This window comes from Pseudomonas brassicacearum subsp. brassicacearum (assembly GCF_008801605.1).
Classification (GTDB): domain Bacteria; phylum Pseudomonadota; class Gammaproteobacteria; order Pseudomonadales; family Pseudomonadaceae; genus Aquipseudomonas; species Aquipseudomonas brassicacearum.
The window spans coordinates 25,945-50,122 of record NZ_VZPJ01000020.1; the positions used below are offsets into that span (position 1 = coordinate 25,945).

Sequence of the window (24,178 nt, forward strand, 5' to 3'; positions counted from 1 at the left end):
AAGCCGGGGTTTACGGTAACGAAACCCCGGCTTTTTTTCGCCCCGAAAAAATGGTTATAACCCTAGAACGCCCGGTTTCGCTGGGCCTCGCAAAAGTTGGCACGCACCCTGCTATAGCTTTGGTACAAGAACAATAACAAGCAATGCAAAAGACAATAAAAATAAGACGAATCGACTCACGCACAATAAAAACAAGACGGCGAGAGGCGCAGCTAACTGATTCTTTTGGAGAGGCGTTGTATTTGGGGCTTGCCCCACAACCAGGCCGAGAACAATAAAAACTGTCTCAAGACAGGTGCCTGAACTGGTTGGATCGATTGATCACTGCAACACAGCGACCAAAGCAATCCGTTTGCTCTTGGCTCCCGATTGGGAGGGTCACAAAGGAAAAAACCTTGTGGCGTGGGCACTCAACAAAAACAAGAAGCCCGAAACCAATAATAAAAATAGAGCACGTAACTAATTCTGGGGGAGCTTCGGCTCCCCTTGTGGTTTCTGTCGTTCCGCCTCCCCGCAGCCTACAAGGCTTGTCGCTGAAGCTTGCAGCTCTAAACTGCTCCGTCCTACACCATCCCTCGACTAAATGCTAGAATCTCGGCCCATCATGCGGTCATTCTTCGTTTTTGGCCGAATATTCCTTCAAACAGTGCATCCCATGCTGAAGAAGCTGTTCCAGTCATTCCGTTCTCCCTTGCGTCGTACGCAACACATTCGCAGCACGCCTGAAGTGCTCAACAGCGGCCAGCATTCACTGCAAAAGGCCCAGTTCAGCCGTTATGCGGTGAACATCGTCGAACGTTTGCAGAACGCCGGTTACCAGGCTTACCTGGTCGGTGGCTGCGTGCGCGACATGCTGCTCAACATCACCCCCAAGGATTTCGACGTCGCCACCAGCGCCACGCCGGAACAGATACGGGCCGAATTTCGCAATGCGCGGATCATTGGCCGGCGCTTCAAGCTGGTCCACATTCACTTCGGCCGCGAAATCATCGAAGTGGCGACCTTCCGCGCCAATCATCCGCAAAACGATGAAGAGGAAGACAGCAACCAGTCTTCCCGCAACGAGAGCGGGCGCATCCTGCGCGATAACGTCTACGGCACGCTGGAGGAAGACGCGCAACGCCGCGACTTCACCATCAACGCCCTGTATTACGATCCGGTCAGCGAGCGCATCCTCGATTACGCCAACGGCGTACACGACATTCGCAATCGCCTGATCCGCCTGATTGGCGACCCCAAGCAGCGCTACCAGGAAGACCCGGTGCGAATGCTGCGGGCCGTGCGTTTCGCCGCCAAGCTGGATTTCGGCATCGAAAAACACAGCGCCGTGCCGATTCGCGAACTGGCACCGATGCTGCGGGAAATCCCTTCGGCGCGCCTGTTCGAGGAAGTGCTCAAGCTGTTCCTGTCGGGCAACGCCGCAGACACCTTCGAGATGCTGGTGGACCTGCAGTTGTTCGATCCGCTGTTCCCCGCCAGTGCCGAGGCCCTGGAGCACAACCCGACCTACACCCACACCTTGATCAGCGAAGCACTGATCAACACCGACCTGCGCATCAAGCAGAACAAGCCGGTGACGCCTGCGTTCCTGTTCGCCGCGCTGCTCTGGCCTGCCCTGCCGGCCCGGGTGTTGCGCCTGCAAGAGCGTGGCATGCCGCCGATCCCGGCGATGCAGGAAGCTGCCCACGAGCTGATCGCCGAACAGTGCCAGCGCATCGCCATTCCAAAACGCTTCACGATGCCGATCCGCGAGATCTGGGACATGCAGGAACGCCTGCCACGGCGCAGCGGCAAACGTGCCGACCTGCTGCTGGACAACCCGCGTTTCCGCGCTGGCTACGACTTCCTGCTGCTGCGTGAAAGCGCGGGCGAGCAGACCGATGGCCTGGGCGAATGGTGGACCGATTACCAGGACGCCAACGACAGCGAGCGCCGCGACATGATTCGCGAACTCAGCGGCAAGGATGAAGGCGCCAGCGGCCCGCGCAAGCGCCGTCGCAGCAGCGGTGCCAAGCGCAAGCGTGCCGGTGTACCGAGCGCATCGGGCGAGTAATCGATGGAACGCATCTACATCGGCATGGGCAGCAACCTGGCGGAACCCGCCGAACAATTGCGCAGTGCCATCCAGGCGCTGGCGCAATTGCCCGATACCCAACTGGTGGGGGTCTCGGCGTTTTATCAAAGCGATTCCCTGCTGCCCGGCCAGCCGCGCTACACCAACGCGGTGGCGGCGCTGGACAGCCGCCTGGCACCGCTGGACCTGCTCGATGCGCTGCAAGCCATCGAAACCGGGCAGGGTCGAGAACGCCTGGAACGCTGGGGTCCGCGCACCCTGGACCTGGATATCCTGCTGTTCGGCGATCGCCTGATCGACGAGCCTCGCCTCAAGGTCCCCCACTACCACATGCAGGCCCGGGCCTTCGTGCTGTACCCACTGGCCGAGTTGGCACCCGCCGACCTGCACCTGGCCGATGGACGCTCACTCAAGGATCTGCTCGCGGCGTGCCCATTCGCCGGTCTGGAACGCCTGCCTCCAAACTGATGCAAATCCCTGTGGGAGCGAGCTTGCTCGCGATAGCGTCGGCACATCCAGCATCCAGGATGACTGACATACCGCCATCGCGAGCAAGCTCGCTCCCACAGGATTCAGACCCGGCAGTCAGATCCGAAACACGCCTCTACGCTGAAACGCATCAGTAACCCCGGTAACACCCGGCGGTAACACATCCAATTGACTTCCCGAGAGCTCCTCACGACTATAGGCGTCCCGATGCCGCCAACGCGGCGTTTAAAGGGCGCAATCCAGGCCTTACAAGCACCACACATAGAGGGTGCGCCTGTATAGATGACGATTCATGCGCGTTACTCGCAGTAGCTCAAGAGCGCCTAATGAGGACTTTTTCATGCCAGCTATTACCCTGACCACGCTGCAAGGTCTCAAGCAAAAAGGTGAGAAAATCACCATGCTGACCTGCTATGACGCAACTTTCGCCCACGCCTGCAATGAGGCCGGTGTCGAAGTGTTGCTGGTGGGCGATTCCCTCGGCATGGTGCTGCAAGGTCACGACAGCACGCTGCCGGTGACCACCGCCGAGATGGCCTACCATGTGGCCGCCGTCAAACGCGGTAACACCGATGCACTGATTCTCGCCGACCTGCCATTCATGGCCTACGCCACCCTTGAACAAACCATGACCAACAGCGCCATGCTGATGCAGGCCGGTGCCCACATGGTCAAGGTCGAGGGCGCGTTGTGGCTGGCCGATTCGATTCGGTTGCTGGCCGAGCGGGGTATCCCAGTGTGCGCGCACATGGGACTGACCCCACAATCGGTCAATATCCTCGGTGGCTACAAGGTCCAGGGCCGCAATGAGAACCAGGCGCGGCAGATGCGCGCCGATGCGATTGCGCTGGAGCAGGCTGGCGCGGCGATGTTGCTGCTCGAATGCGTGCCCAGCGAGTTGGCGGAAGAAATCACCCAGGCGGTGAAGATCCCGGTGATCGGGATCGGCGCCGGCCACGCCACCGACGGCCAGGTGCTGGTGCTGCACGACATGCTCGGGCTGTCGATCACCGGTCGCGTGCCCAAGTTCGTGAAGGACTTCATGGCAGGGCAAACGTCCATCCAGGGCGCCCTGAGTGCCTATGTCGCTGAGGTCAAGGCCGCGACCTTCCCTGGCGTCGAACACGGGTTTTCTGCATGAACACCGTCAAAACCGTACGCGAACTGCGGGCCGCCGTGGCCCGTGCCCGCGGCGAAGGCAAACGCATCGCCTTCGTGCCGACCATGGGCAACCTGCACAGCGGCCACGTGGCGCTGGTCACCAAGGCCGCGCAACGGGCCGACTTCGTGGTGGCGAGCATTTTCGTCAACCCCCTGCAATTCGGTGCCGGCGAAGACCTGGACAAATACCCCCGCACCCTGGCGGCCGACCAGGAGAAACTGCTCCAGGCTGGCTGCCATCTGCTGTTCGCGCCCAGCGTCGAAGAGATGTACCCCGACGGCATGGCCGGGCAGACCCGGGTCAGCGTCCCGCAATTGTCCGAAGGCTTGTGCGGCGCCAGCCGTCCAGGGCATTTCGAAGGTGTGGCGACAGTGGTCAGCAAGCTGTTCAACATGGTCCAGCCTGACCTGGCGGTGTTTGGCCAGAAAGACTACCAGCAACTGGCAGTGATCCGCGCACTGGTCCATGACCTGAACATGCCGATCCAGATCATCGGCGAGCCGACCGTTCGCGCCGAGGATGGCCTGGCGCTGTCCTCGCGCAACGGCTTCCTCAGCCCGGATCAACGCGCCGTCGCGCCCGTGGTCTATCGCGTCCTGAGCCAGATCGCCGAGGCCATCAAACAGGGTCGACGAGATTTCCCGGCGCTGATCGGTGAGCAGCTCAAGCAACTTGAAGCTGCCGGCCTGCGTCCCGATTACCTGGAGATCCGTCACGCCAAGACCTTGCGCCCGGCATTGAACGAGGACCGTGACCTGGTGATTCTGGTGGCGGCCTTCCTCGGTACCACGCGCCTGATCGACAACCTGCACCTGGACCTCGACAACCCCGCCTGAACCCACACCCGCCCCAATCTGGGGATGGGCCTTGTGGGAGCAAAGCTTGCTCGCGATAGCGGTCTGATATTCGACATACGTGTCGAATTTGACCACGTCATCGCGAGCAAGCTTTGCTCCCACATACAGACTGCACTTGCAAATCCCTCGCGTATTGCCGCCCCACAAGCCTTCAGGCAGACTGCCCGCCGTTCGGACTCGACCAGAGGAAAAATACATGCACGCCATCATGCTCAAGGCCAAGCTGCATCGCGCCGAAGTCACTCACGCAGTGCTCGATTACGAAGGCTCCTGCGCCATCGATGGTGAGTGGCTGGACCTGTCGGGGATCCGTGAATACGAACAGATCCAGATCTACAACGTCGACAACGGCGAGCGCTTCACCACCTACGCCATCCGTGGCGAGGAAGGTTCGCGGATGATCTCGGTGAACGGCGCCGCAGCGCACAAGGCCAAGGTCGGTGATCGTGTCATCATCTGCGCCTATGCCCACTACAGTGAAGCCGAGCTGGTCAACTTCAAGCCGCGCATGCTGTACATGGCACCAGGCAATGAACTGAGCCACACCAGCAATGCGATTCCGGTACAGCTCGCCTGATCGAACCCGAACGATATCTGTGTACAAACCTGTGGGAGCAAAGCTTGCTCGCGATAGCAGTGTGTCAGGCGACATCCATGCAACGGGTCCATTGCAATCGCGAGCAAGCTTTGCCCCCACAGCGAACCATTTCCGCCCCCTGTTGTATAAAAAAGTACCGGGAACCGGTCAGACAAAGTCAAGACAGATCGCAACGCGAGGTTTACTGTATCCGCGCTGCGTCCGGCGATCGTGTCGATGCAGTGTCCGGACGCCCACCTCGAGCCGCGCCGGAATTTTTAGTGTACAAAAGGTCGTTCAAGTAAAAAGGAAACCCGCAGCGATGGCGTATTACCGAACCCCTCATGACGTGACCGCTCTGCCAGCCTGGCAAGCGCTGAATGACCACCGCAAAGCCATGCAGGATTTCAGCATGCGCGAAGCGTTCAATGCCGATCCGCAGCGTTTTACTCAATTCACCCTGTCGAGCTGCGGCCTGTTTCTCGACTACTCGAAAAACCTGATCAACGCCCAGACCCGCGACCTGCTGGTGGGCCTGGCCAACGAAGTCGACCTCAAGGGCGCGATCAAGTCGCTGTTCGAAGGCGAAATCGTCAACGCCTCGGAAAACCGCCCTGCCCTGCACACCGCCCTGCGTCGGCCGGTGGGCGACAAGCTGCTGGTCAACGGCGTCAACGTGATGCCGGACGTGCACAAAGTGCTGAACCAGATCACCGACCTGGTGGGCCGCATTCACGACGGCCTGTGGCGCGGCTACACCGAAAAGCCGATCACCGACGTGGTGAACATCGGCATCGGTGGTTCTTTCCTCGGCCCAGAGCTGGTGTCCGAAGCGCTGTTGTCCTACGCGCAAAAAGGCGTTCGCTGCCACTACCTGGCGAACATCGACGGCAGTGAGTTCCATGAACTGACCATGAAGCTGCGCGCCGAGACCACGCTGTTCATCGTCTCGTCGAAATCCTTCAACACCCTCGAAACCCTGAAGAACGCCCAGGCCGCCCGCGCCTGGTACCTGGCCCAGGGTGGCTCCGAAGCGGAGCTGTATCGCCACTTCATCGCCGTGTCGAGCAACAACGCCGCCGCCGTGGCCTTCGGCATCCGCGAAGAAAACATCTTCCCGATGTGGGACTGGGTCGGCGGGCGTTACTCGCTGTGGTCGGCCATCGGCCTGCCGATCGCCCTGGCCATCGGCATGTCGAACTTCAAGGAATTGCTCTCCGGGGCCTATTCCATGGACCAGCATTTCCAGAGCGCCCCGTTCGAGCAGAACATGCCGGTGCTGCTGGCACTGCTGGGCGTGTGGTACGGCAACTTCTGGGGTGCGCAGAGCCATGCGATCCTGCCGTACGACCACTACCTGCGTAACATCACCAAGCATTTGCAGCAATTGGACATGGAATCCAACGGCAAGAGCGTGCGCCAGGACGGTACCCCGGTGTCGACCGACACGGGCCCGGTCATCTGGGGCGGCGTCGGCTGCAACGGTCAGCACGCTTACCACCAGTTGTTGCACCAGGGCACCCAGTTGATCCCGGCCGACTTCATCGTGCCGATCGTCAGCTTCAACCCGGTTTCCGATCATCACCAGTGGCTGTACGCCAACTGCCTGTCCCAGAGCCAGGCGCTGATGCTCGGCAAGACCCGCGCCGAAGCCGAAGCCGAGCTGCGGGACAAGGGCGCCAGCGAAGAAGAGGTGCAGAAACTGGCCTCCCACAAGGTGATCCCGGGCAACCGTCCGAGCAACACCCTGGTAGTCGAACGCATCAGCCCACGTCGCCTCGGCGCACTGGTGGCGCTGTATGAACACAAGGTGTTCGTGCAGAGCGTGGTCTGGGGCATCAACGCCTTCGACCAATGGGGCGTGGAGTTGGGCAAGGAACTGGGCAAGGGCGTCTACAACCGCCTGGTGGGCAGCGAAGAAAGCCTGGCCGAAGATGCTTCGACCCAGGGCTTGATCAACTACTTCCGCGGACGCCACCGCGGCTGATCCCTGGGTTTGCATTCCCCCTGTGGGAGCGGGTCTTGTGGGAGCAAAGCTTGCTCGCGATAGCGGTCTGATATCAACCTATGTGTTGAATGAGACGGCGTCATCGCGAGCAAGCTTTGCTCCCACGAGGCTCGCTCCCACAGTTGCTTTGTGCATGACTTGAACCCCCAGGCGACTGGGCGCATCTTTATGACTTGTCGCAAAACAAGAATAAGGAACCGTCATGTTCGATATCAGCCAGTACCCCCAAGCCGATGCCGTCCGCCGGGCTGCGCAACTGAGTCAGGACGAGTACACGCGGCTCTATAAAGAATCCATCGAACACCCCAGCGCCTTCTGGGCCGAGCAGGCCACGCGCTTTCTCGACTGGATGACGCCCTGGCAAACCGTCCAGCGCTATGACCTCAAGAACGGCGATGCGACCTGGTTCGCCGGTGGCAAGCTGAACGTCAGCGCCAATTGCATCGACCGTCACCTGCAAACGCGCGGCGACCAGACGGCAATCATCTGGGAAGGCGACGACCCCGCCGAATCGGCAGAAATCACCTACAAAAAACTTCACAACCATGTGTGCCGCCTGGCCAACGTGCTGAAAAGCCGTGGCGTGAAGAAAGGCGACCGGGTCTGCATCTACATGCCGATGATCCCCGAGGCCGCCTACGCCATGCTCGCCTGTACCCGTATCGGCGCCGTGCATTCGGTGGTGTTCGGCGGTTTCTCACCGGACTCGCTGCGCGACCGAATTCTCGACGCCGATTGCCGCACCGTGATCACGGCGGACGAAGGTGTGCGCGGCGGGCGCTTCGTACCGCTCAAGCGTAACGTCGACAAGGCCTTGGAAAGTTGCCCGAACGTCAGCACCGTGCTGGTGGTCGAGCGCACCCAGGGTGAGGTGGGCTGGGTTGAGGGCCGTGACCTGTGGTACCACCAGGCCATGCACGAGATGAGCGACGACTGCCCACCCGAACCGATGGACGCCGAAGATCCGTTGTTCATCCTCTACACCTCCGGCAGTACCGGCAAACCCAAGGGCGTGTTGCACACCACGGGCGGTTATCTGCTGCAAGCGGCGATGACGTTCAAGTACGTGCTCGATTACCGCGACAACGAAGTGTTCTGGTGCACCGCCGATGTCGGCTGGGTCACCGGCCACAGCTACATCGTCTATGGCCCGCTGGCCAATGGCGCCACCACGCTGATCTTCGAGGGCGTGCCGAGCTACCCGAGCAGTTCGCGCTTCTGGCAGGTGATCGACAAGCATCAGGTCAACATCTTCTACACCGCACCGACCGCCCTGCGCGCGCTGATGCGCGAAGGTGCCGGACCGTTGCAGGAAACGTCCCGCAAAAGCCTGCGACTGCTCGGCACCGTTGGTGAGCCGATCAACCCGGAGGCGTGGGAATGGTATTTCAACACGGTAGGCGAACAACGCTGCCCGATTGTCGATACCTGGTGGCAGACCGAAACCGGCGGCATCATGCTCAGCCCGTTGGTGAGTGCCCCACGGCTCAAGCCAGGCTGCGCCACCCGGCCGATGTTCGGCGTGCAACCGGTCTTGCTGGATGAAGTGGGCAAGGAAATCAGCGGCGCCGGCAGCGGCGTACTGGCGATCAAATCCAGTTGGCCCGGGCAGATTCGCAGCGTCTACGGCGATCATCAACGCATGGTCGACACCTACTTCAAACCCTACCCCGGCTATTACTTCACCGGCGACGGCGCGCGCCGCGACGAAGATGGCGACTACTGGATCACCGGGCGCATCGACGATGTGATCAACGTCTCCGGGCATCGCATCGGCACCGCCGAAATCGAAAGCGCCCTGGTGCTGCACGACAACATTGCCGAAGCGGCGGTCGTCGGTTACCCCCACGACCTCAAGGGCCAGGGCATCTATGCCTTTGTCACGCCGATGAACGGTGTGGAGGCCAATGACGAGCTGAAGAAGGAATTGCTGGCCCACGTCAGCAAGGAAATCGGCAGCTTCGCCAAACCGGAACTGATCCAGTGGGCGCCGGCGTTGCCCAAGACCCGTTCGGGCAAGATCATGCGGCGCATCCTGCGCAAGATCGCCTGCAACGAACTCGACAGCCTCGGTGATACCTCGACTCTGGCCGATCCAAGTGTGGTGGAGGGGCTGATCGACAAACGCCTCAATCGCTGAGGATTCCTGTGGGAGCGAGCTTGCTCGCGATGGGGCCCTGTCAGTCCAGACCGCCATCGCGAGCAAGCTCGCTCCCACAGGGACCACGCCAGCCATAACTGCTAAACTCCCGCGCCTCATTTCTCTAAGGCGCGCCCGGCATGTCTTCCTTGAATCAGGCGCTGCGCGCCGCCCTCGACCAGCGCCAGGAGCTGCTCGGCCAACTGCACCAGCAAGGCACCGACTGCTATCGCCTGTTCCATGGCAGCCAGGAAGGCGCCCCCGGACTGACCATCGACCGCTACGGCCCGCAACTGCTGGTACAGAGCTTCCATCAGTCGCTGGAGCGCGACGACCTGCTGCAACTGCACGGCATCGTCAACGAAGAGCTGGGATTGGAGACTTTGTTGGTCTACAACGACCGCGCCCGGGGCAATTCGCGCGTCGACCGCCAGGACACCGTCTATCAGGCGGACGAGGCCGCCCTGCAAGACCTGGTCGGGCATGAATGGGGCTTGAATTATCGCGTACGCGGTCGCCATGCCGGGCAGGATCCACTGCTGTTTCTCGACCTGCGCAACGCCCGGGGATGGGTCAAGGCACACAGCCGCAACAAAAGCGTGCTGAACCTGTTCGCCTACACCTGCGGCGTCGGCCTGAGCGCTGCGGCCGGTGGTGCGCGGGAGGTGTGCAACCTGGACTTCGCCGAAGGCAACCTGGCGGTGGGCCGCGAGAACGGCCTGCTCAACCCCGATTTGCCGCCGATGGAGTTCGTGCAGTCGGACTACTTTCCGGCGATCCGCCAACTGGCCGGCCTGCCCATCAGCCAGCGGCGCGGACAGAAACTGCCCAGCTACGTGCGCCTGGAACAACGCCAGTACGACCTGGTGCTGCTCGACCCACCGGCCTGGGCCAAAAGTGCGTTCGGCACCGTCGACCTGTTGCGCGACTACCAAAGCCTGCTGAAACCGGCGCTGCTCACCACCGCCGACAATGGCGTGCTGATCTGCTGCAACAACCTGGCAAAAGTGCCCATGGACGACTGGCGCGAGCAGGTGTTGCGTTGCGCGGAAAAGGCCGGACGCCCGGTACGCGAGTGGAGCGTGCTGACGCCCGGCAGCGATTTCCCCTCCCGGGACCAGCAGCCACCGCTCAAGACTTTGGTGCTCCAGCTCTAAGCCATACTCAGAATTCTTACTCGAAAAACGGACAAATCTCATAAATCACAGTGGCTTCGGAACCGTAAACGCATGCCATACTCCAAGGCATTCCGAATTCACACCAAGATGAAGCCGCACATGCCCAAAGGATTGATTCGCGCCATCGGCGCTCTGTTGACCGCACTGGCCCTCTATAGCCTGTTGGGCTTTCTGATTTTGCCGGGCATCGCCTTGCGCATCGCCAACCAGCAATTGGCCACCCTTGCGACGGTGCCGGCTCAGATCCAGCGCATCGAACTCAATCCCTTCAGCCTGGAAGTCACCCTCTGGGGCCTGAATATCGGCGAACCAGGCAAGGAACAGGTCGGCTTCGAACGGCTGTACGCCAATTTGCAACTCGACAGCTTGTGGTCCGGCGCCCTGCACCTGGTCGACATCGAGCTGGACAAGCCCAAGACCGAAGTGATGTTCGCCAAGGACGGTCAGTTGAACCTGCTGGGCCTGTTCAAGCTGCCGGCCAGCGAGCCGACGCCTGCCGACCCCGAGGCCAAGCCGTTCCCCCTGCGGGTCGACCGAATCAAGTTGGCCGGCGGCTATGTGCATTTCCAGGACCTGCGCCCCAGCGAACCCATTGAGTTTCTCTACGACACCCTCGATTTCGAGCTGAAGAATCTCAGCACCCTGCCCGACGACAACGCCGACATGACCCTGGTGGCTGCTGGCCCCGAAGGCGGACAGATCGACTGGACCGGTAATTTCAGCCTCACGCCGATTGCCTCCCAAGGCACGCTCAAAGTCACTGGCGGCCAAATGAAAGCCTGGTGGCCCTATGTGCGCGACGCCGTGCCGCTGGTTCTGGAAAACGGTGTCCTGAACCTCAGCACCGACTACAAGCTCAACCTGGCCAAGGGCACCGAACTGCTGCTCAACAACGTCGCGGTCAGTGTCGCGCCCTTCGCCATCAAGGCACCCGATGGCCGTCCACTGGTGAAGCTCGAACGCCTGGACGTAAGCGAAACCACGGTAGACCTGGCCAAGCAGCAAGTTATCGTGGGCAAGATCCGCAGCCAGAAGCTGGAAACCTGGGCCGCTCGCGAGGCAGACGGGCAGCTGGACTGGCAAAAACTCTTCGCCAGCCAGCCGGCCAAACCGCAGGTCAAGGCTGAACCGACATCCGCCCCGGCAGCGGCTGACTCGCCAAAAGCTGAACCGGCACCGCCCAGCAAACCCTGGCAGGTGATGTTGAAGGACGTGCAGCTGCGCGACTATAAGGTGCACTTGGCTGACCGTCAGGCCCAGCCCGCCGTGGCACTGGAGGTCGGCCCGCTGAACCTCGACCTGCAGAACTACGACACCCTCAACGGCTCGCCCTTTACCCTCAAGCTGGACACCGGGATAGGCAAGCAGGGCAAGATCCTCGCCGACGGCGAGGTCAACCTGAACCCGATCACCGCCAAGCTCAAGGTCAAGACCCAGGACGTCGACCTGCGCGTCGCCCAGTCGTACATCAACCCGTTCATTCGCCTGGAGCTGCGCTCCGGGATGCTCGGCAGTGACCTGGCGGTCGACCTCAAAAGCACCGAACCGCTGGCATTTGCCGTCACCGGGCGCGCCCAGGTCGATCAGTTGCACACCCTCGACACGCTCAAGACCCGTGACTTCCTCAAGTGGCAGAGCCTGGTCCTCGAAGGCTTGAATTATCAGCACGGTGACAGCCTGTCCATCGACAAGGTCAACCTGTTCCAGCCGTATGCGCGCTTCATGATCAACGACGACCGCACCACCAACGTCGATGACCTGCTGATCCCGCAACCGGCCGACAGCGGCACGAAGAACACTGCGGCAAAACCGGCGTCCCAGGAAAAACCGCTGGGTATCCACATCGGTGGTATCGCCATCAATGACGGTTCGGCCAACTTCGCCGACTTCAGCCTGACGCCCAATTTCGCCACGGCCATCCAGCAGCTCAATGGCCAGATCGGCACCATCGACAGTCGCCAGGCCAAACCGGCCAGTGTCGACATCAAGGGCAAGGTCGATCGCTATGCACCGGTCACCATCAAAGGGGCGGTCAACCCCTTCGATCCGATGGCCAGCCTCGACATCGCCACCAGTTTCAAACGGGTCGAACTGACCACCCTGACGCCCTACTCCGGCAAGTTCGCCGGCTATCGCATCCGCAAGGGCCGGCTCAATCTCGACCTGCATTACCGGATCACCCAAGGCAAGCTCCAGGCGGAGAACAAAGTGGTGGTCGAGCAACTGCAACTGGGTGAGAAAGTCGACAGCCCGGACGCCGTGAGCCTGCCACTCAAATTGGCCGTCGCATTGCTGAAGGATTCCGACGGCAAGATTTCCATCGAGCTACCGGTGTCCGGCGATCTCAACGACCCGCAATTCAGTGTCATGCCGATCATCTGGCAGACCCTGCGCAACCTGGTGGTACGAGCGGCCCAGGCGCCGTTCAAGCTTATCGGTGGGCTGGTGGCCGGCGGCGGCTCGGAAGACCTGGGCAGCGTGGCGTTTGCGCCGGGCTCCAGCGACCTGAGCAAGGACAACGAAGGCACGCTGCTCAAACTGTCCGAGGCCCTTGGCAAACGTCCGGAGCTGCGTCTGGAGATCGAAGGCACCGCCGCCGAAAGCAGCGACGGCCCGCTGCTCGCCGCCCAGCGCCTGGAACGCGAATACCAGTACAACTACTACAAGATGCTGCAGCGTCGGGGCGACAAAGTTCCGGCCCAGGCCTCGCTGATACAGGTGCCGGAAGACGAAAAGGCGCCGCTGCTCGAAGGCATCTACCGCACCCGCCTCAAGACCCAACCGCCCGCCGAATGGACGCAATTGGACAAAAAGGCGCGCATCGAGAAACTGCGTGAAGGCGTGATCAAGTTCTGGAGCGGCAGCGACGTGCTCTTGCGTCAACTGGGACAGGAACGGGCCAGCAGCATCAAGGACTTCCTGGTGGACAAAGGCCAGTTGGCCGATGACCGCGTGTATTTCATCGACGCCAGCCTCGGCCAGGCCGAGAGCGATGGCCGGGTGATTACCCCGATGCATCTGGATGCCGAATAAGATGAAACCCTGGTTCGGGCTCTGCCTGGGTCTATTGCTGGCCGCCGGCCAGGCCGCGGCTGCCGACACGCTGCGTTGCGGCAGCCAGTTGATCAGCGTCGGTGACCGCTCCAGCGAAGTGCTGCAAAAGTGCGGGGAGCCAGCGGCGCGGGATGACCTGGGCTACAAGCGCAGTGTCAATCGCCGGGAGGAATACCCGGTGGAAGAATGGACCTACGGCCCCAACAGCGGCATGTATCAGTACCTGCGTTTCGAGGGGAATCGGCTGGTGCAGATCACCAGCAAGCGGGGGCGGTGAGCTTGTCCGCACAGATGTGTTGAATGTGCCGCCGCCATCGCGAGCAAGCTCGCTCCCACATTGTTTAGGGTGATCTCAAAATCCGTGTTCACCGCCGCCCCCGGTGGGAGCGAGCTTGCTCGCGATGGCGGCAACTCGGTTCTGACTCGTGTGCAAACGCTGACCCGCAGATTGATTCCCCAGAATAGAACAGGCCCCCGGCACGAATGCCGGGGGCCTGTAATGGCCACGTCCGTGTGGCCTTTCGCATGAACTCCAAAGCGACGGCAAACGTATATCCTGGCCCGCTTGCCGCGCCTTCTCCCAGTCCAGGCGAGAAGTCTTGGCCTTACTCGGCTTTCAGGCCGTCAGCCGATACGGCCTTGACGCCTTTGATTTTCTTGGCGATCGCCACAGCGGTGTCTTTTTGTGCATCAGTGACTTTGGTCATCGAAGACAGGGACACAACACCTTTATTGGTTTCGACTTTGATATCAGTACCTGGAATGCCTTTTTCAGTGACCAGGTCGGCTTTGACCTTGGTGGTGATCCAGGTATCGGAAACGTCTTCCTTGGCCTCTGTCACTTCGCCCGCAGCCAGCATCATTGGCGCCTGAGTTGCTTGAGTGGTCTCGGCGAATGCGCTAGCCATGGTCAGGGTCAGTGCGGTAGCAGCGGCGGCAGTGATAGCGAACTTCTTCATACGAGTAACTCCTGTTTTTCTCAAAAACTGCCAGAGGTACATCCCGGCAGGGTTAGCAGGAGTAGTGCGAAGGTTGTGCCAGTTTTAAGAAATCAATTAATTCCTTATAAATCAATAAGTTAAGCGAAGCGGCGAAATTCAGAATCATGCAAATTGCATGAGCCTCCCATTTTCAACATGCAACATGCCGATCCTGCCTTGCCGCTAAGCTGATAAATCAAGAAGGGTTTGCACGAGGGAGCGCCCCCCTTCACCGCGCGAGTATTAGGTGCCAGGGCAAGCGGTCGGCAGGTATTCCTTGGCTGCGGTGGATCCGCATGTCCAGGCGCCGTTGACATCACGGCTGAGGGTGATCGTCTTACCTGCTACGGAGGCAGGGGCGTTCAGGAGGGTACAAACGATGGTGCCTGCCGTCGTAGCCGTACCTGTTACCGAAATTGTGCAGTTGCTGGTTGTGGTCGGGGCGTTCATGAGGGCCAACGTTGGAGTAACTCCCTGATTCATTTGATCCTCGTACGCTACCTTCAGCGCCGAGATTTCCCCAAGCCCGGCGGTAGCCTTCGCCCGCGCCTGATACCTGGAATATTGCGGCAACGCAAACGTCGCCAGAATGCCGATGATCGCCACGACGATCAGCAGCTCGATCAAGGTAAAGCCACTCTGCTTATTCATAGACATCTCCCATGCATGAGTCGAAATCTCATGACCTGAAACGGCCATTGCAGGGCACATGCCAACCCAAAAGCCCCATCAATAAAGGAGATTGAACCCGCACAACGGCGACGTCCTACCTCAACAACCGCACTATCTGACGTTTTTTGTCACCCTGCCCCGCTGGTTTGGCGTCGAGGCTTGACTAGGCTATAAGTCATGAACTGTTCGCCGCCGGGATTCCCATGAATGACATCGCCCTCAGCGGCCTGACCAAGCAATTGGTGCTGGCCGAACTGCTCACCGAGCAAAGTGCGCAACAGGCGTATCAACAGGCGCAACGCAATCGCATCCCCCTGGTCAGCTATCTGGTGCAGAACAAACTGGTCCAGAGCCGCCAGGTCGCGGAGATCGCCTCGGAGCATTTCGGCGTCGCCCTGCTGGACCTCAACAGCCTGGACAAAGAAACCCAACCCACCGGCCTGGTCAGCGAAAAGCTGGTACGCCAGCATCACGCCCTGCCGCTGTGGCGGCGTGGCAACAAATTGTACGTAGGCATCTCCGACCCGACCAATCACCAGGCCATCAATGACATCCAGTTCAGCACCGGCCTGACCACCGAAGCCATCCTGGTGGAGGACGACAAGCTCAGCGACGCCATCGAAAAGTTTTTCGAGTCCAGCAGCACCGGCCTGGAAGGCATGGGCGATGTCGACCTCGACGGCCTGGACATCGAATCGATCGACGACACCAGGCAAGACTCCATTGCCGGCCAGGACACCGACGATGCGCCCGTAGTGCGTTTCGTCAACAAGATGCTGCTGGACGCGATCAAGGGCGGCTCTTCCGACCTGCACTTCGAGCCCTACGAAAAAATCTACCGGGTGCGGGTGCGCACCGACGGCATACTGCGGGAAGTGGCCAGGCCGCCGATCCAGTTGGCCAACCGTATCGCCGCACGCCTGAAAGTCATGGCCAGCCTGGATATTTCCGAGCGGCGCAAACCCCAGGACGGGCGCCTGAAAATGCGCCTGTCGAAAACCAAGTCCATCGATTTCCGGGTCAACACCCTGCCCACGCTCTGGGGCGAAAAAGTGGTGATCCGGATCCTCGACCCGTCCAGCGCACAAATGGGCATCGATGCCCTGGGCTACGAACCGGACCAGAAAGACCTGTACATGGCCGCCCTCAAGCAACCGCAAGGGCTGATCCTGGTGACTGGCCCAACCGGCTCGGGCAAGACCGTGTCGCTCTACACCGGACTGAATATCCTCAACACCGTGGACATCAACATTTCCACCGCCGAAGACCCGGTGGAAATCAACATGGAAGGCATCAACCAGGTCAACGTGAACCCGCGCCAGGGGCTGGATTTCGCCCAGGCCCTGCGCTCGTTCCTGCGCCAGGACCCGGACGTGATCATGGTCGGTGAGATCCGCGACCTGGAAACCGCCGAGATCGCCATCAAGGCCGCCCAGACCGGGCACCTGGTGCTCTCCACCCTGCACACCAACAGCGCCGCCGAAACCCTGATCCGCCTGCAGAACATGGGCATTCCGGGGTTCAACATCGCCACCGCCGTGCACCTGATCATTGCCCAGCGGCTGGCGCGCAAGCTGTGCAGTCACTGCAAGAAGGCCATCGAGATTCCCGAGGAAACCTTGCTCAAGGAAGGTTTCCCTCGGGAACGCATCGGCACATTCACGATCTATGAGCCGGTCGGTTGCGAACAGTGCAACAACGGTTACAAAGGGCGCGTGGGGGTTTACGAAGTGGTCAAGAACACGCCCGAGCTGCAACGGCTGATCATGGCCGAGGGCAACTCGCTGGAAATCGATCTGCAAATGCGCAAGGACGGTTTCAATGACCTGCGCACCTCGGGGCTGCTCAAAGTGATGCAGGGCGTCACCAGCCTCGAAGAAATCAACCGGGTCACCAAGGATTGAACATGGCGGTCAAGGCAGTCAAAACCGATGTTTACACTTGGGAAGGCAAGGACCGCAAAGGCACGAAAATGAGTGGCGAGCTGACGGGTCAAAGCCCGGCGCTGGTCAAGGCACAGCTGCGCAAACAAGGCATCAACCCGCAGAAGGTGCGCAAGAAATCCACCTCGATATTCAGCAAGGGCAAGCGCATCAAGCCGCTGGATATCGCCCTCTTCACCCGCCAGATGGCCACCATGCTCAAGGCTGGTGTGCCGCTGTTGCAGGCGTTCGACATCATTGGCGAAGGCTTCGACAACCCCAACATGCGCAAGCTGGTGGACGAGGTGAAGCAGGAAGTCGCCGCTGGCAACAGCTTCGCCGCGGCGCTGCGCAAGTGCCCGCAATATTTCGACGAGCTGTACTGCAACCTGGTAGACGCCGGCGAGCAGGCCGGTGCCCTGGACACGCTGCTGGACCGGGTCGCGACCTACAAGGAAAAGAGCGAAGCGCTCAAGGCCAAGATCAAGAAAGCCATGACCTATCCAGCGGCAGTGGTCCTCGTCGCCGCAGTGGTCACGGGGATCCTGCTGGTCAAGGTCGTGCCGCAATTCGAATCGGTATTCTCCGGGTTTGGCGCGAAACTGCCAGCCTTCACAGTGATGGTCATAGGCCTGTCGGAAATCATGCAGCAATGGTGGTGGGTGATGCTTGGCGGGGCGGTGGGGGCTTTTTTTGGCGTGAAGTATGCGCTCAGGCGTTCGGAGCGCTTTCGCGACTGGCGCGACAAATGGCTGCTCAAGCTGCCGCTGATCGGCACCTTGCTGTACAAATCCGCCGTGGCCCGCTACGCCCGCACGCTGTCCACTACCTTCGCCGCCGGCGTGCCGCTGGTGGAGGCCCTGGATTCGGTGTCTGGCGCCACCGGCAACGTGGTATTCAAACGTGCCGTGCAGCGCATCAAGCAGGAGGTCTCGACCGGCATGCAGTTGAATTTCTCCATGCGTGCCTCAGGGATTTTTCCGAACCTGGCGGTCCAGATGACCGCCATCGGCGAGGAATCCGGTGCGCTGGACGACATGCTCGACAAGGTGGCGAGCTTTTATGAGGCCGAGGTGGACAATCTGGTGGACAACCTCACCAGCCTGATGGAACCCTTCATCATGGTGGTCCTGGGGGTGGTCGTCGGTGGCCTGGTAGTTGCCATGTACCTGCCCATCTTTCAACTCGGCTCTGCGATCTGACATGCCCCTGAGCGAATTCTTCGTGCTGTATCCCCTGGCTTTCGTGCTCGTTGCAGCATTGCTCGGCCTGATCATCGGCAGCTTCCTCAACGTGCTGGTGTGGCGCCTGCCGAAGATGCTCAACCGCGAATGGCGCCTGCAGGCCCACGACCTGCTGGGCCTGCCGGCCGAAACCCCGGGCCCGGTCTACAACCTGATGCTGCCCCACTCCCAGTGCCCGCACTGCGGCCATCGCATCCGCCCCTGGGAAAACATTCCGCTGCTCAGCTACCTGATACTGCGCGGCCGCTGTTCGAGCTGCGCCGCGCCCATCGGCAGGCGTTACCCCCTGACCGAATTGGCCTGCGGCGCGTTATCGGCGTTCGTCGCCTGGCATTTCGGTTTTGGCTGGCACGCCGCGATGGTGATGGTGTTGACCTGGGGCCTGCTGGCCATGAGCCTGATCGACGCCGAGCATCAATTGCTGCCCGATACCCTGGTGCTGCCGCTGTTGTGGCTGGGCTTGATCATCAACAGCTTCGGGCTCTTCGTGTCCTTGAACCAGGCGATGTGGGGCGCGGTGGCCGGCTACCTGGCGCTGTGGTCGGTGTTCTGGGTGTTCAAGCTGATCACCGGCAAGGAAGGCATGGGCTATGGGGATTTCAAGCTGCTGGCGATGCTCGGCGCCTGGGGTGGCTGGCAGATCCTGCCGCTGACGCTGCTGCTGTCGTCGTTGGTGGGCGCCGTTATTGGGGCGATTGTGCTGCGCTTGCGTGATGCCCCGGGGTCGACGCAGATCCCCTTTGGACCTTATCTGGCCATTGCCGGCTGGATTGCCTTGCTCTGGGGTGGTCAAATAACCGACTTCTATTGGCAGTCTGTCGGTTTTTAATGAATACCTCAGTGAAAAAACCCTGGATTCTCGGCCTGACCGGTGGCATCGGCAGCGGCAAGAGCGCGGCGGCCCAGCATTTCATCGACCTGGGCGTGCACGTCATCGACGCCGATCATGCGGCGCGCTGGGTGGTCGAGCCCGGGCGTCCGGCGCTGGCGAAAATCGCCGAGCACTTCGGCCCCGGCGTATTGCAGGCCGACGGCGCCCTGGACCGAGCGGCGCTGCGCAAGTTGATCTTCGAGAATGCCGATGAACGCCGCTGGCTCGAGGCGCTGCTGCATCCGCTGATCGCCGAGGAAATTGCCCATCATCTGGCCCAGGCACAATCGCCCTATGCGATCCTGGTATCGCCGCTGCTGATCGAGTCAGGGCAGTACACCATGACCCAGCGGATCCTGGTGATCGATGCGCCGGAACAATTGCAGATCGAACGTACGTTGCAGCGCGACCAGACCAGCGAACAGCAGGTCCAGGCGATTCTCAAGGCCCAGTCCAGCCGCCAGGATCGCCTGAGCCATGCCAACGACGTGGTGGTCAACGATCGCGACCTCGCCTGGCTGCACAGCGAGGTCGAGCGCCTGCATCACTTTTACCTTACTTTGCGTGGAGGCCAATCATGAGCCAAACCCCAACCGTTGATTGCCCAACCTGTGGCGCCCCTGTGGAATGGAGCCCGGAGAGCAAGTTCCGGCCGTTCTGCTCTGACCGCTGCAAACTGATCGACCTCGGCGCCTGGGCGTCGGAAGAACACAAGATCCCGGTCAGCCCCGACGCCGAGGACGAGCTGTTCAGCGAAGACTTCGAGCCTCGCTCACATCATTAAGGCCGCATGAAACCGTAGTCCTGTTCATCGTCGAGGTTTTCCGCCAGGAAACTCAACTCATCGGCCAGGTCTTCAGGGCTGCGCACTGTCTTGCTCTGTTGCACGATCGCACTGAGCAAGGCGCGCAGGCTCAAGCCCGGGTCAAAACCAATCTCCATTGCGGCATCGTGGCTACGCCTGATCTCTTGTCTCGCCCACTCATAAACACTCATGGTTGTGCTCCTGGAAGTTTTCCAAAGCATGAAGGGCGTGTGGTGGTGCAGCCTTGACGTGAATCAAGGCTTGTCATCATCGTTCCACGGAGCCGACAGGTAGCGCGTACGGTTGAAGGTCTCCAGCCATTCGGGACTGAACACCACCAACGCACTGATCACCATGCCGTTGATGAAGGCCTCGGGGAAGATGATCAACCAGAGGTAGCCGACAAAATCTTCCAGCCAGTAAGGCATGGCGAATATACCGTCGTACCACAGCAGGCCAAGCCCCAGCAGCAGGCACGCCAACGCCGAAAGCGCGGCCGCGAGAAACCCCGAACAGAAGATATACACGAACAGATTGCGCGGCTGGGCGCGCTCCACCAGGATCGCGCAACACTCGGTGACCAGCACCGGCAACAGGATCAGCAGCGCACCGTTGACCCCTACCGCGGCCATGTCCTGACGGCCCAGTAGCACCAGCGCGAGCTGCGCGCACAGGCCACCGAGGATCGCCAACGGCCAGTCCAGCAGCAGCGTCACGGCAGTCATGCCAATGAAGTGATACGAAACGCCCGTATCGAAATCCCGGCGCACCAGCCACAGCATGAACAACGCCAGCACCGTGCCGAACAGCAGGTGCTGGCGACGGCTGTCGGTGAACAGTTCGACCCACGGCGCCCGCACCACGGCCCAGGCCAACACCGGCACATACACCAGCCAACCGGCCGCCAGGGTCTGCGGTGAAAGCAGTTCGGCACCGATCATGGGCTACTCCTGCGAGAACTAGAACGCCGTCCGTGCGCTACTTAAGTAGCGACACTTCCTGGCTGTTGTACCAAGGCCATTGCAAACTTACCAAAGCCTACCGACCAATCCGAATAGTCATTCTCGTGCATGAAGATGAAAACGTCTTGCGGACGAACCTGGGCTTGAACCCCGAGATTGTCCGCGATTTTTTTGTAGAGCTCGCGCTTCATCGCATCACTGCGCCCTCTGCGCATCGTAATCTCAATCACGATCAAATGGTCTGAACGAGCCACACCGTTAAACGTGCGGCTGTAGAAAAACTGTTCAGGGTCATAGTCCGTGACCAGGTTGAACAATTCATCCTCGGGCATACCAATGCTCTCGACCAGCGCTTGATGTATGCCATCGACGATGCGCTGACGTTGCTGCTGGCTGGTGCCCTTGATGACGGCGGTACGAACGAATGGCATGTGAGGTGCTCTCAATTTGATAGGGAATGCCCCTCAATCCTGGCGACTCGGAACAGTCGGCAGACACTGCGGGGGGCCGGGGGATTCTGCAAAATACGCCCGATACCTGATATCGATTTATACGCTCGATGTAATTGAGTTAAAGTCACTTTATGAAACGTCGCCTCCCCCCATTGAATGCGCTGCATACCTTCGAGGCCGCTGCCCGACTGGGCAAAATGATCGCGGCCGCCGAGGAGCTGTCCGTCACGCCTGGCGCGGTGAGTCGCCAGGTACGCCAGCTGGAGCTGAGTCTTGGTGTGGACCTGTTCGAAGGCCCAAAAAACAAACCTCAGCTCACCGTTGCCGGTAGAGAACTGCTGCCGGAACTGACGGCCGCACTGGATCAGATCGAGGCCGCGGTGAGCAGGGTCCGAGACACGGCGACAGGCACCTTGGACGTGTCCTGCTTCAGCACATTTACGGTCAAGTGGCTGATACCGCGTCTTTTCGACTTCAATACGACTTATCCAGGGATCAAGATTCGCCTGAGCTCACCGGTTCACGGGAGCGATCCGGGCCGGGATCGCTATGACGTGATGATCACGGCTGAACAGGGCATCGTGGGCGAGCAGAAAAACACCGTCCGGCTGTTTCCTGAACGATTGGGCGTCGTGTTGTCGCCCACCTTATCCGCACGTATTCAATTAGCCGACGTGGGCTCGATTTTCAGCCATCCCCTCCTGCATACCAAAACCCGTCCGGATGCCTGGGCGAACTGGGGGGATGCGATTGGACACCAGGCCACCGCGCCGGCCGGGCTGGAATACGAGCACTATTACTTTACGTTGGAGGCGGCGATTGCCGGCCTGGGGATTTGTGTCGCCCCATGGCACTTGGTGGCTGACGACATTCGCCTGGGTCGCCTGGTGGCGCCGTTCGGGTTTCGCCCGAGCCGCTACGTCTATATCGCCAAGCGCAGCGCGCAGCAGAGCAAGAAGCTGGATTTGTTTTGCGCTTGGTTGGCGTGTCAGGCTGAACAGGATGGCATGCTGGGGCCTGCCTGAGGGTAATGCTACTCACTTGAGCGTTTATCGGAATTTTATCTTCCATTCCGAGATCTGTTTCAGCCTGGCGTGTATATCCGTTTCTGCGGTAACGCCTACTTAGGGTTTCGCCCTTACGGCGAGTCACTTTCGAAAAGCCCGGAAGCCGACCCAGTCGAAAGTAACCAAAGCGCTCCTGCCCCACCACTCGGTGCCTCGCCTAGGCTCGGCATGCCTGGCTCTCCCGGTCGTACATCCGTTAGATCTGTGGGAGCAAAGCTTGCTCGCGATAGCGGTCTGTCAGGCAACATCAATGTTGAATGCGCCGCCATCTTCGCGAGCAAGCCCGCTCCCACACTGTTTTTGAGGCATGCACAAAAACCAACGTTCACCGCAGCCCCCTGTGGGAGCGAGCCTGCTCGCGATAGCGGTGGTGCAGATGCATAGAGGCTCGCCCCCTTGCTTTAGGCTCTAAGTGAACAGCATTACCTGGCCTGAGCGGAAATTTGCCCCTTCACAGCAAGCTTTATTTTTTTTGATCACATTTGAACGCTAAGCTTGGGCTCATGGATGACTCAGATTACTTACGCCTGCTGACCATCGCGGCCGAGCAAGCCAACGCCTTTCTCTCCAATGCCCGCAAATGGGAGCGTGAGCGTTGGGTCTGCCAGCGTCTGCTGCAAGGGCTGAACGTGCCTTATCGCGCCGACGAGTTCGCGCCGGCCGGCGAGCCGCCGGACGTGTTGTTTCGCGATGCCAATTTCGAGGTGTTTTTCGTGCTCGACGAGGGCCGCCGCCTCAATGACGAATGGCGCGATGAACTGCAACGCCGCCGCAGCGCTTTCTCCCTGAGCCAGCTGGTGCGTCGTGAGGCCAAGCCGCGGCGGATCCCGGCCAATGAGTTCCTGATGCGGCTGGCCCCGACCCTGCGCAAGAAAGCTCACAACTACACCGAGCGCGGCATGGACCTGGGCGACCTGGACATCATCGCCTTCGCCAGTCTCAAGCGCGAAGTGCTGGACCTCAACAGTCACTTCCCACCACCGACCGAATACCTGCGCCAGGGCTGGCGCTCGCTGTCACTGGTGGGGCCGACGTTTGCCCGGGTGCTGTTCGCCCACCCCGACGCGCCGGACTTCCTGCGCAGCAACCTGGGTCGCAGCATCGTGTTCGATGTCGGGATCAGCCTGTGAGCCCACTGCAGGAACTGATTGCCGCTGTGCCCCAGCAAGGCCGCGTACGCTGGATTGGCGTACGACCCCAGGGCCATGCGCCCATGATCGAACTGGACGCCGTGGAAGCCCGCCTGGAGGCTGGGCTGACCGGCGATCATGCCCGCCCCGGCGTGCGCAATGCGCGGCAAGTGACGCTGATCCAATGGGAGCACCTGGCCGTGATCGGCGCGCTGATGGGCCGTCCCGAAGACCGGCCCGTGCTGCCACAGGAGCTGCGACGCAATATTGTGGTCAGCGGCATCAATCTGTTCAGCCTCAAGGGCCGGCGCTTTCGCATTGGCCAAGCCATTTTTGAAACCACCGGTTGGTGCCAGCCTTGTGCCCGACTGGAGCGAAACCTCGGCGAAGGTACGTTCCAGGCGGTACGCGGCCATGGCGGAATCACCGCCCGGGTGTTAAAAAGTGGAATCATTCGCCTGGACGACAGCCTGAGCGTCGAACCCGTTCCGGCGAGCGGCTACGCTGCTTTCAATGCCGGCTAGCCGGACGCTG

Annotated in this window: 23 protein-coding genes; 18 read left to right on the top strand and 5 right to left on the bottom strand. The window is 60.6% G+C overall.

Features of this window, described 5'->3' with window-relative positions; all coding sequences use genetic code 11:
• Positions 1 to 655: 655 nt before the first annotated feature.
• From F7R20_RS28960 to F7R20_RS29005, 10 genes are all read left to right on the top strand, one after another.
• Positions 656 to 2,053 (top strand): polynucleotide adenylyltransferase PcnB, encoded by a 1,398-nt coding sequence (locus tag F7R20_RS28960; protein ID WP_003205647.1) that lies wholly within the window; start codon positions 656 to 658, stop codon positions 2,051 to 2,053.
• A gap of 3 nt (positions 2,054 to 2,056) precedes the next feature.
• A complete protein-coding gene (gene folK, locus F7R20_RS28965; protein WP_003205649.1) occupies positions 2,057 to 2,542 on the top strand; it encodes a 2-amino-4-hydroxy-6-hydroxymethyldihydropteridine diphosphokinase in 486 nt (161 codons plus the stop codon).
• A gap of 361 nt (positions 2,543 to 2,903) precedes the next feature.
• Positions 2,904 to 3,704: a 3-methyl-2-oxobutanoate hydroxymethyltransferase gene (panB, locus tag F7R20_RS28970; protein ID WP_003205650.1), complete on the top strand. Its 801-nt coding sequence runs from the start codon at positions 2,904 to 2,906 to the stop codon at positions 3,702 to 3,704.
• The gene (panC, locus tag F7R20_RS28975) at positions 3,701 to 4,561 is read left to right on the top strand and encodes a pantoate--beta-alanine ligase (protein ID WP_003205652.1); all 861 of its coding nucleotides are present in this window, start codon (positions 3,701 to 3,703) and stop codon (positions 4,559 to 4,561) included. Before panB ends, panC begins: the two co-directional genes overlap by 4 nt.
• A 217-nt stretch (positions 4,562 to 4,778) precedes the next feature.
• The gene (gene panD, locus F7R20_RS28980; protein WP_003205654.1) at positions 4,779 to 5,159 is read left to right on the top strand and encodes an aspartate 1-decarboxylase; all 381 of its coding nucleotides are present in this window, start codon (positions 4,779 to 4,781) and stop codon (positions 5,157 to 5,159) included.
• A gap of 322 nt (positions 5,160 to 5,481) precedes the next feature.
• A complete protein-coding gene (pgi, locus tag F7R20_RS28985; protein WP_003205656.1) occupies positions 5,482 to 7,146 on the top strand; it encodes a glucose-6-phosphate isomerase in 1,665 nt (554 codons plus the stop codon).
• A gap of 223 nt (positions 7,147 to 7,369) precedes the next feature.
• A complete protein-coding gene (gene acs / locus F7R20_RS28990; protein WP_003205657.1) occupies positions 7,370 to 9,307 on the top strand; it encodes an acetate--CoA ligase in 1,938 nt (645 codons plus the stop codon).
• Between the two features lie 140 nt (positions 9,308 to 9,447).
• Positions 9,448 to 10,464, top strand: coding sequence for a class I SAM-dependent rRNA methyltransferase (locus F7R20_RS28995; protein WP_003205659.1), 1,017 nt, complete (start codon positions 9,448 to 9,450; stop codon positions 10,462 to 10,464).
• 120 nt (positions 10,465 to 10,584) lie between these two features.
• Positions 10,585 to 13,518: a DUF748 domain-containing protein gene (locus F7R20_RS29000; protein WP_003205661.1), complete on the top strand. Its 2,934-nt coding sequence runs from the start codon at positions 10,585 to 10,587 to the stop codon at positions 13,516 to 13,518.
• A gap of 1 nt (position 13,519) precedes the next feature.
• Positions 13,520 to 13,816 carry a DUF2845 domain-containing protein gene (locus F7R20_RS29005; RefSeq protein ID WP_003205663.1) on the top strand — a complete coding sequence of 99 codons (297 nt, stop codon included), beginning with the start codon at positions 13,520 to 13,522 and terminating at the stop codon, positions 13,814 to 13,816.
• A 328-nt stretch (positions 13,817 to 14,144) separates the two neighbouring features.
• On the opposite strand, the gene F7R20_RS29010 is transcribed toward F7R20_RS29005, so the two are convergent.
• Positions 14,145 to 14,498 carry a BON domain-containing protein gene (locus tag F7R20_RS29010; protein WP_003205664.1) on the bottom strand — a complete coding sequence of 118 codons (354 nt, stop codon included), beginning with the start codon at positions 14,496 to 14,498 and terminating at the stop codon, positions 14,145 to 14,147.
• Positions 14,499 to 14,762: 264 nt separating this feature from the next.
• Positions 14,763 to 15,170, bottom strand: a complete 408-nt coding sequence (locus F7R20_RS29015; RefSeq protein WP_003205666.1) for a pilin — start codon at positions 15,168 to 15,170, stop codon at positions 14,763 to 14,765.
• A gap of 224 nt (positions 15,171 to 15,394) precedes the next feature.
• On the opposite strand from F7R20_RS29015, the gene pilB reads away from it, so the two are divergent.
• Genes pilB through yacG form a run of 5 tightly spaced genes read left to right on the top strand, consistent with a single transcriptional unit; the run spans position 15,395 to position 20,012 of the window.
• On the top strand, positions 15,395 to 17,095 hold the full coding sequence (gene pilB, locus F7R20_RS29020) for a type IV-A pilus assembly ATPase PilB (protein WP_003205669.1): 1,701 nt from the start codon (positions 15,395 to 15,397) through the stop codon (positions 17,093 to 17,095).
• A gap of 2 nt (positions 17,096 to 17,097) precedes the next feature.
• Positions 17,098 to 18,315, top strand: a complete 1,218-nt coding sequence (locus F7R20_RS29025) for a type II secretion system F family protein (RefSeq protein WP_003205670.1) — start codon at positions 17,098 to 17,100, stop codon at positions 18,313 to 18,315.
• A gap of 1 nt (position 18,316) precedes the next feature.
• Positions 18,317 to 19,186, top strand: a complete 870-nt coding sequence (locus F7R20_RS29030; RefSeq protein ID WP_003205672.1) for a prepilin peptidase — start codon at positions 18,317 to 18,319, stop codon at positions 19,184 to 19,186.
• A complete protein-coding gene (coaE, locus tag F7R20_RS29035; RefSeq protein ID WP_003205673.1) occupies positions 19,186 to 19,809 on the top strand; it encodes a dephospho-CoA kinase in 624 nt (207 codons plus the stop codon). Before F7R20_RS29030 ends, coaE begins: the two co-directional genes overlap by 1 nt.
• Positions 19,806 to 20,012, top strand: coding sequence for a DNA gyrase inhibitor YacG (yacG, locus tag F7R20_RS29040; protein ID WP_003205675.1), 207 nt, complete (start codon positions 19,806 to 19,808; stop codon positions 20,010 to 20,012). The genes coaE and yacG overlap by 4 nt, the downstream gene beginning before the upstream one ends.
• Here yacG and F7R20_RS29045 read toward each other — a convergent pair.
• From F7R20_RS29045 to F7R20_RS29055, 3 genes are all read right to left on the bottom strand, one after another.
• Positions 20,009 to 20,224, bottom strand: a complete 216-nt coding sequence (locus tag F7R20_RS29045; RefSeq protein ID WP_013694234.1) for a hypothetical protein — start codon at positions 20,222 to 20,224, stop codon at positions 20,009 to 20,011. The two genes, yacG and F7R20_RS29045, sit on opposite strands and share 4 nt — an antisense overlap.
• 63 nt (positions 20,225 to 20,287) lie before the next feature.
• Positions 20,288 to 20,974, bottom strand: a complete 687-nt coding sequence (locus tag F7R20_RS29050; protein ID WP_003205678.1) for an energy-coupling factor ABC transporter permease — start codon at positions 20,972 to 20,974, stop codon at positions 20,288 to 20,290.
• Between the two features lie 41 nt (positions 20,975 to 21,015).
• Entirely contained in the window at positions 21,016 to 21,426 is a 411-nt protein-coding gene (locus F7R20_RS29055; protein ID WP_003205679.1) for a tautomerase family protein, read from the bottom strand.
• Positions 21,427 to 21,578: 152 nt separating this feature from the next.
• Here F7R20_RS29055 and F7R20_RS29060 point away from each other — a divergent pair, with 152 nt between their 5' ends.
• From F7R20_RS29060 to F7R20_RS29070, 3 genes are all read left to right on the top strand, one after another.
• A complete protein-coding gene (locus tag F7R20_RS29060; protein ID WP_003205681.1) occupies positions 21,579 to 22,472 on the top strand; it encodes a LysR substrate-binding domain-containing protein in 894 nt (297 codons plus the stop codon).
• 545 nt (positions 22,473 to 23,017) lie between these two features.
• Positions 23,018 to 23,644, top strand: coding sequence for a DUF1780 domain-containing protein (locus F7R20_RS29065; protein WP_003205682.1), 627 nt, complete (start codon positions 23,018 to 23,020; stop codon positions 23,642 to 23,644).
• Positions 23,641 to 24,168 carry an MOSC domain-containing protein gene (locus tag F7R20_RS29070; protein WP_003205684.1) on the top strand — a complete coding sequence of 176 codons (528 nt, stop codon included), beginning with the start codon at positions 23,641 to 23,643 and terminating at the stop codon, positions 24,166 to 24,168. The genes F7R20_RS29065 and F7R20_RS29070 overlap by 4 nt, the downstream gene beginning before the upstream one ends.
• Positions 24,169 to 24,178: the final 10 nt, after the last annotated feature.

What these genes read in the sequence shown, in the direction of transcription:
- pgi (WP_003205656.1), top strand. Translation starts at nt 5,482, where the DNA reads ATGGCGTATTACCGAACCCCTCATGACGTGACCGCTCTGCCAGCCTGG.
- pilB (WP_003205669.1), top strand. Translation starts at nt 15,395, where the DNA reads ATGAATGACATCGCCCTCAGCGGCCTGACCAAGCAATTGGTGCTGGCC.
- panC (WP_003205652.1), top strand. Translation starts at nt 3,701, where the DNA reads ATGAACACCGTCAAAACCGTACGCGAACTGCGGGCCGCCGTGGCCCGT.
- F7R20_RS29000 (WP_003205661.1), top strand. Translation starts at nt 10,585, where the DNA reads ATGCCCAAAGGATTGATTCGCGCCATCGGCGCTCTGTTGACCGCACTG.
- F7R20_RS29045 (WP_013694234.1), bottom strand. Translation starts at nt 20,224, where the DNA reads ATGAGTGTTTATGAGTGGGCGAGACAAGAGATCAGGCGTAGCCACGAT.
- F7R20_RS29055 (WP_003205679.1), bottom strand. Translation starts at nt 21,426, where the DNA reads ATGCCATTCGTTCGTACCGCCGTCATCAAGGGCACCAGCCAGCAGCAA.
- F7R20_RS29065 (WP_003205682.1), top strand. Translation starts at nt 23,018, where the DNA reads ATGGATGACTCAGATTACTTACGCCTGCTGACCATCGCGGCCGAGCAA.
- F7R20_RS29060 (WP_003205681.1), top strand. Translation starts at nt 21,579, where the DNA reads ATGAAACGTCGCCTCCCCCCATTGAATGCGCTGCATACCTTCGAGGCC.
- acs (WP_003205657.1), top strand. Translation starts at nt 7,370, where the DNA reads ATGTTCGATATCAGCCAGTACCCCCAAGCCGATGCCGTCCGCCGGGCT.
- F7R20_RS29050 (WP_003205678.1), bottom strand. Translation starts at nt 20,974, where the DNA reads ATGATCGGTGCCGAACTGCTTTCACCGCAGACCCTGGCGGCCGGTTGG.
- coaE (WP_003205673.1), top strand. Translation starts at nt 19,186, where the DNA reads ATGAATACCTCAGTGAAAAAACCCTGGATTCTCGGCCTGACCGGTGGC.
- F7R20_RS28995 (WP_003205659.1), top strand. Translation starts at nt 9,448, where the DNA reads ATGTCTTCCTTGAATCAGGCGCTGCGCGCCGCCCTCGACCAGCGCCAG.
- F7R20_RS29005 (WP_003205663.1), top strand. Translation starts at nt 13,520, where the DNA reads ATGAAACCCTGGTTCGGGCTCTGCCTGGGTCTATTGCTGGCCGCCGGC.
- F7R20_RS29015 (WP_003205666.1), bottom strand. Translation starts at nt 15,170, where the DNA reads ATGAATAAGCAGAGTGGCTTTACCTTGATCGAGCTGCTGATCGTCGTG.
- F7R20_RS29030 (WP_003205672.1), top strand. Translation starts at nt 18,317, where the DNA reads ATGCCCCTGAGCGAATTCTTCGTGCTGTATCCCCTGGCTTTCGTGCTC.
- F7R20_RS29010 (WP_003205664.1), bottom strand. Translation starts at nt 14,498, where the DNA reads ATGAAGAAGTTCGCTATCACTGCCGCCGCTGCTACCGCACTGACCCTG.
- F7R20_RS29025 (WP_003205670.1), top strand. Translation starts at nt 17,098, where the DNA reads ATGGCGGTCAAGGCAGTCAAAACCGATGTTTACACTTGGGAAGGCAAG.
- panD (WP_003205654.1), top strand. Translation starts at nt 4,779, where the DNA reads ATGCACGCCATCATGCTCAAGGCCAAGCTGCATCGCGCCGAAGTCACT.
- folK (WP_003205649.1), top strand. Translation starts at nt 2,057, where the DNA reads ATGGAACGCATCTACATCGGCATGGGCAGCAACCTGGCGGAACCCGCC.
- F7R20_RS28960 (WP_003205647.1), top strand. Translation starts at nt 656, where the DNA reads ATGCTGAAGAAGCTGTTCCAGTCATTCCGTTCTCCCTTGCGTCGTACG.
- yacG (WP_003205675.1), top strand. Translation starts at nt 19,806, where the DNA reads ATGAGCCAAACCCCAACCGTTGATTGCCCAACCTGTGGCGCCCCTGTG.
- panB (WP_003205650.1), top strand. Translation starts at nt 2,904, where the DNA reads ATGCCAGCTATTACCCTGACCACGCTGCAAGGTCTCAAGCAAAAAGGT.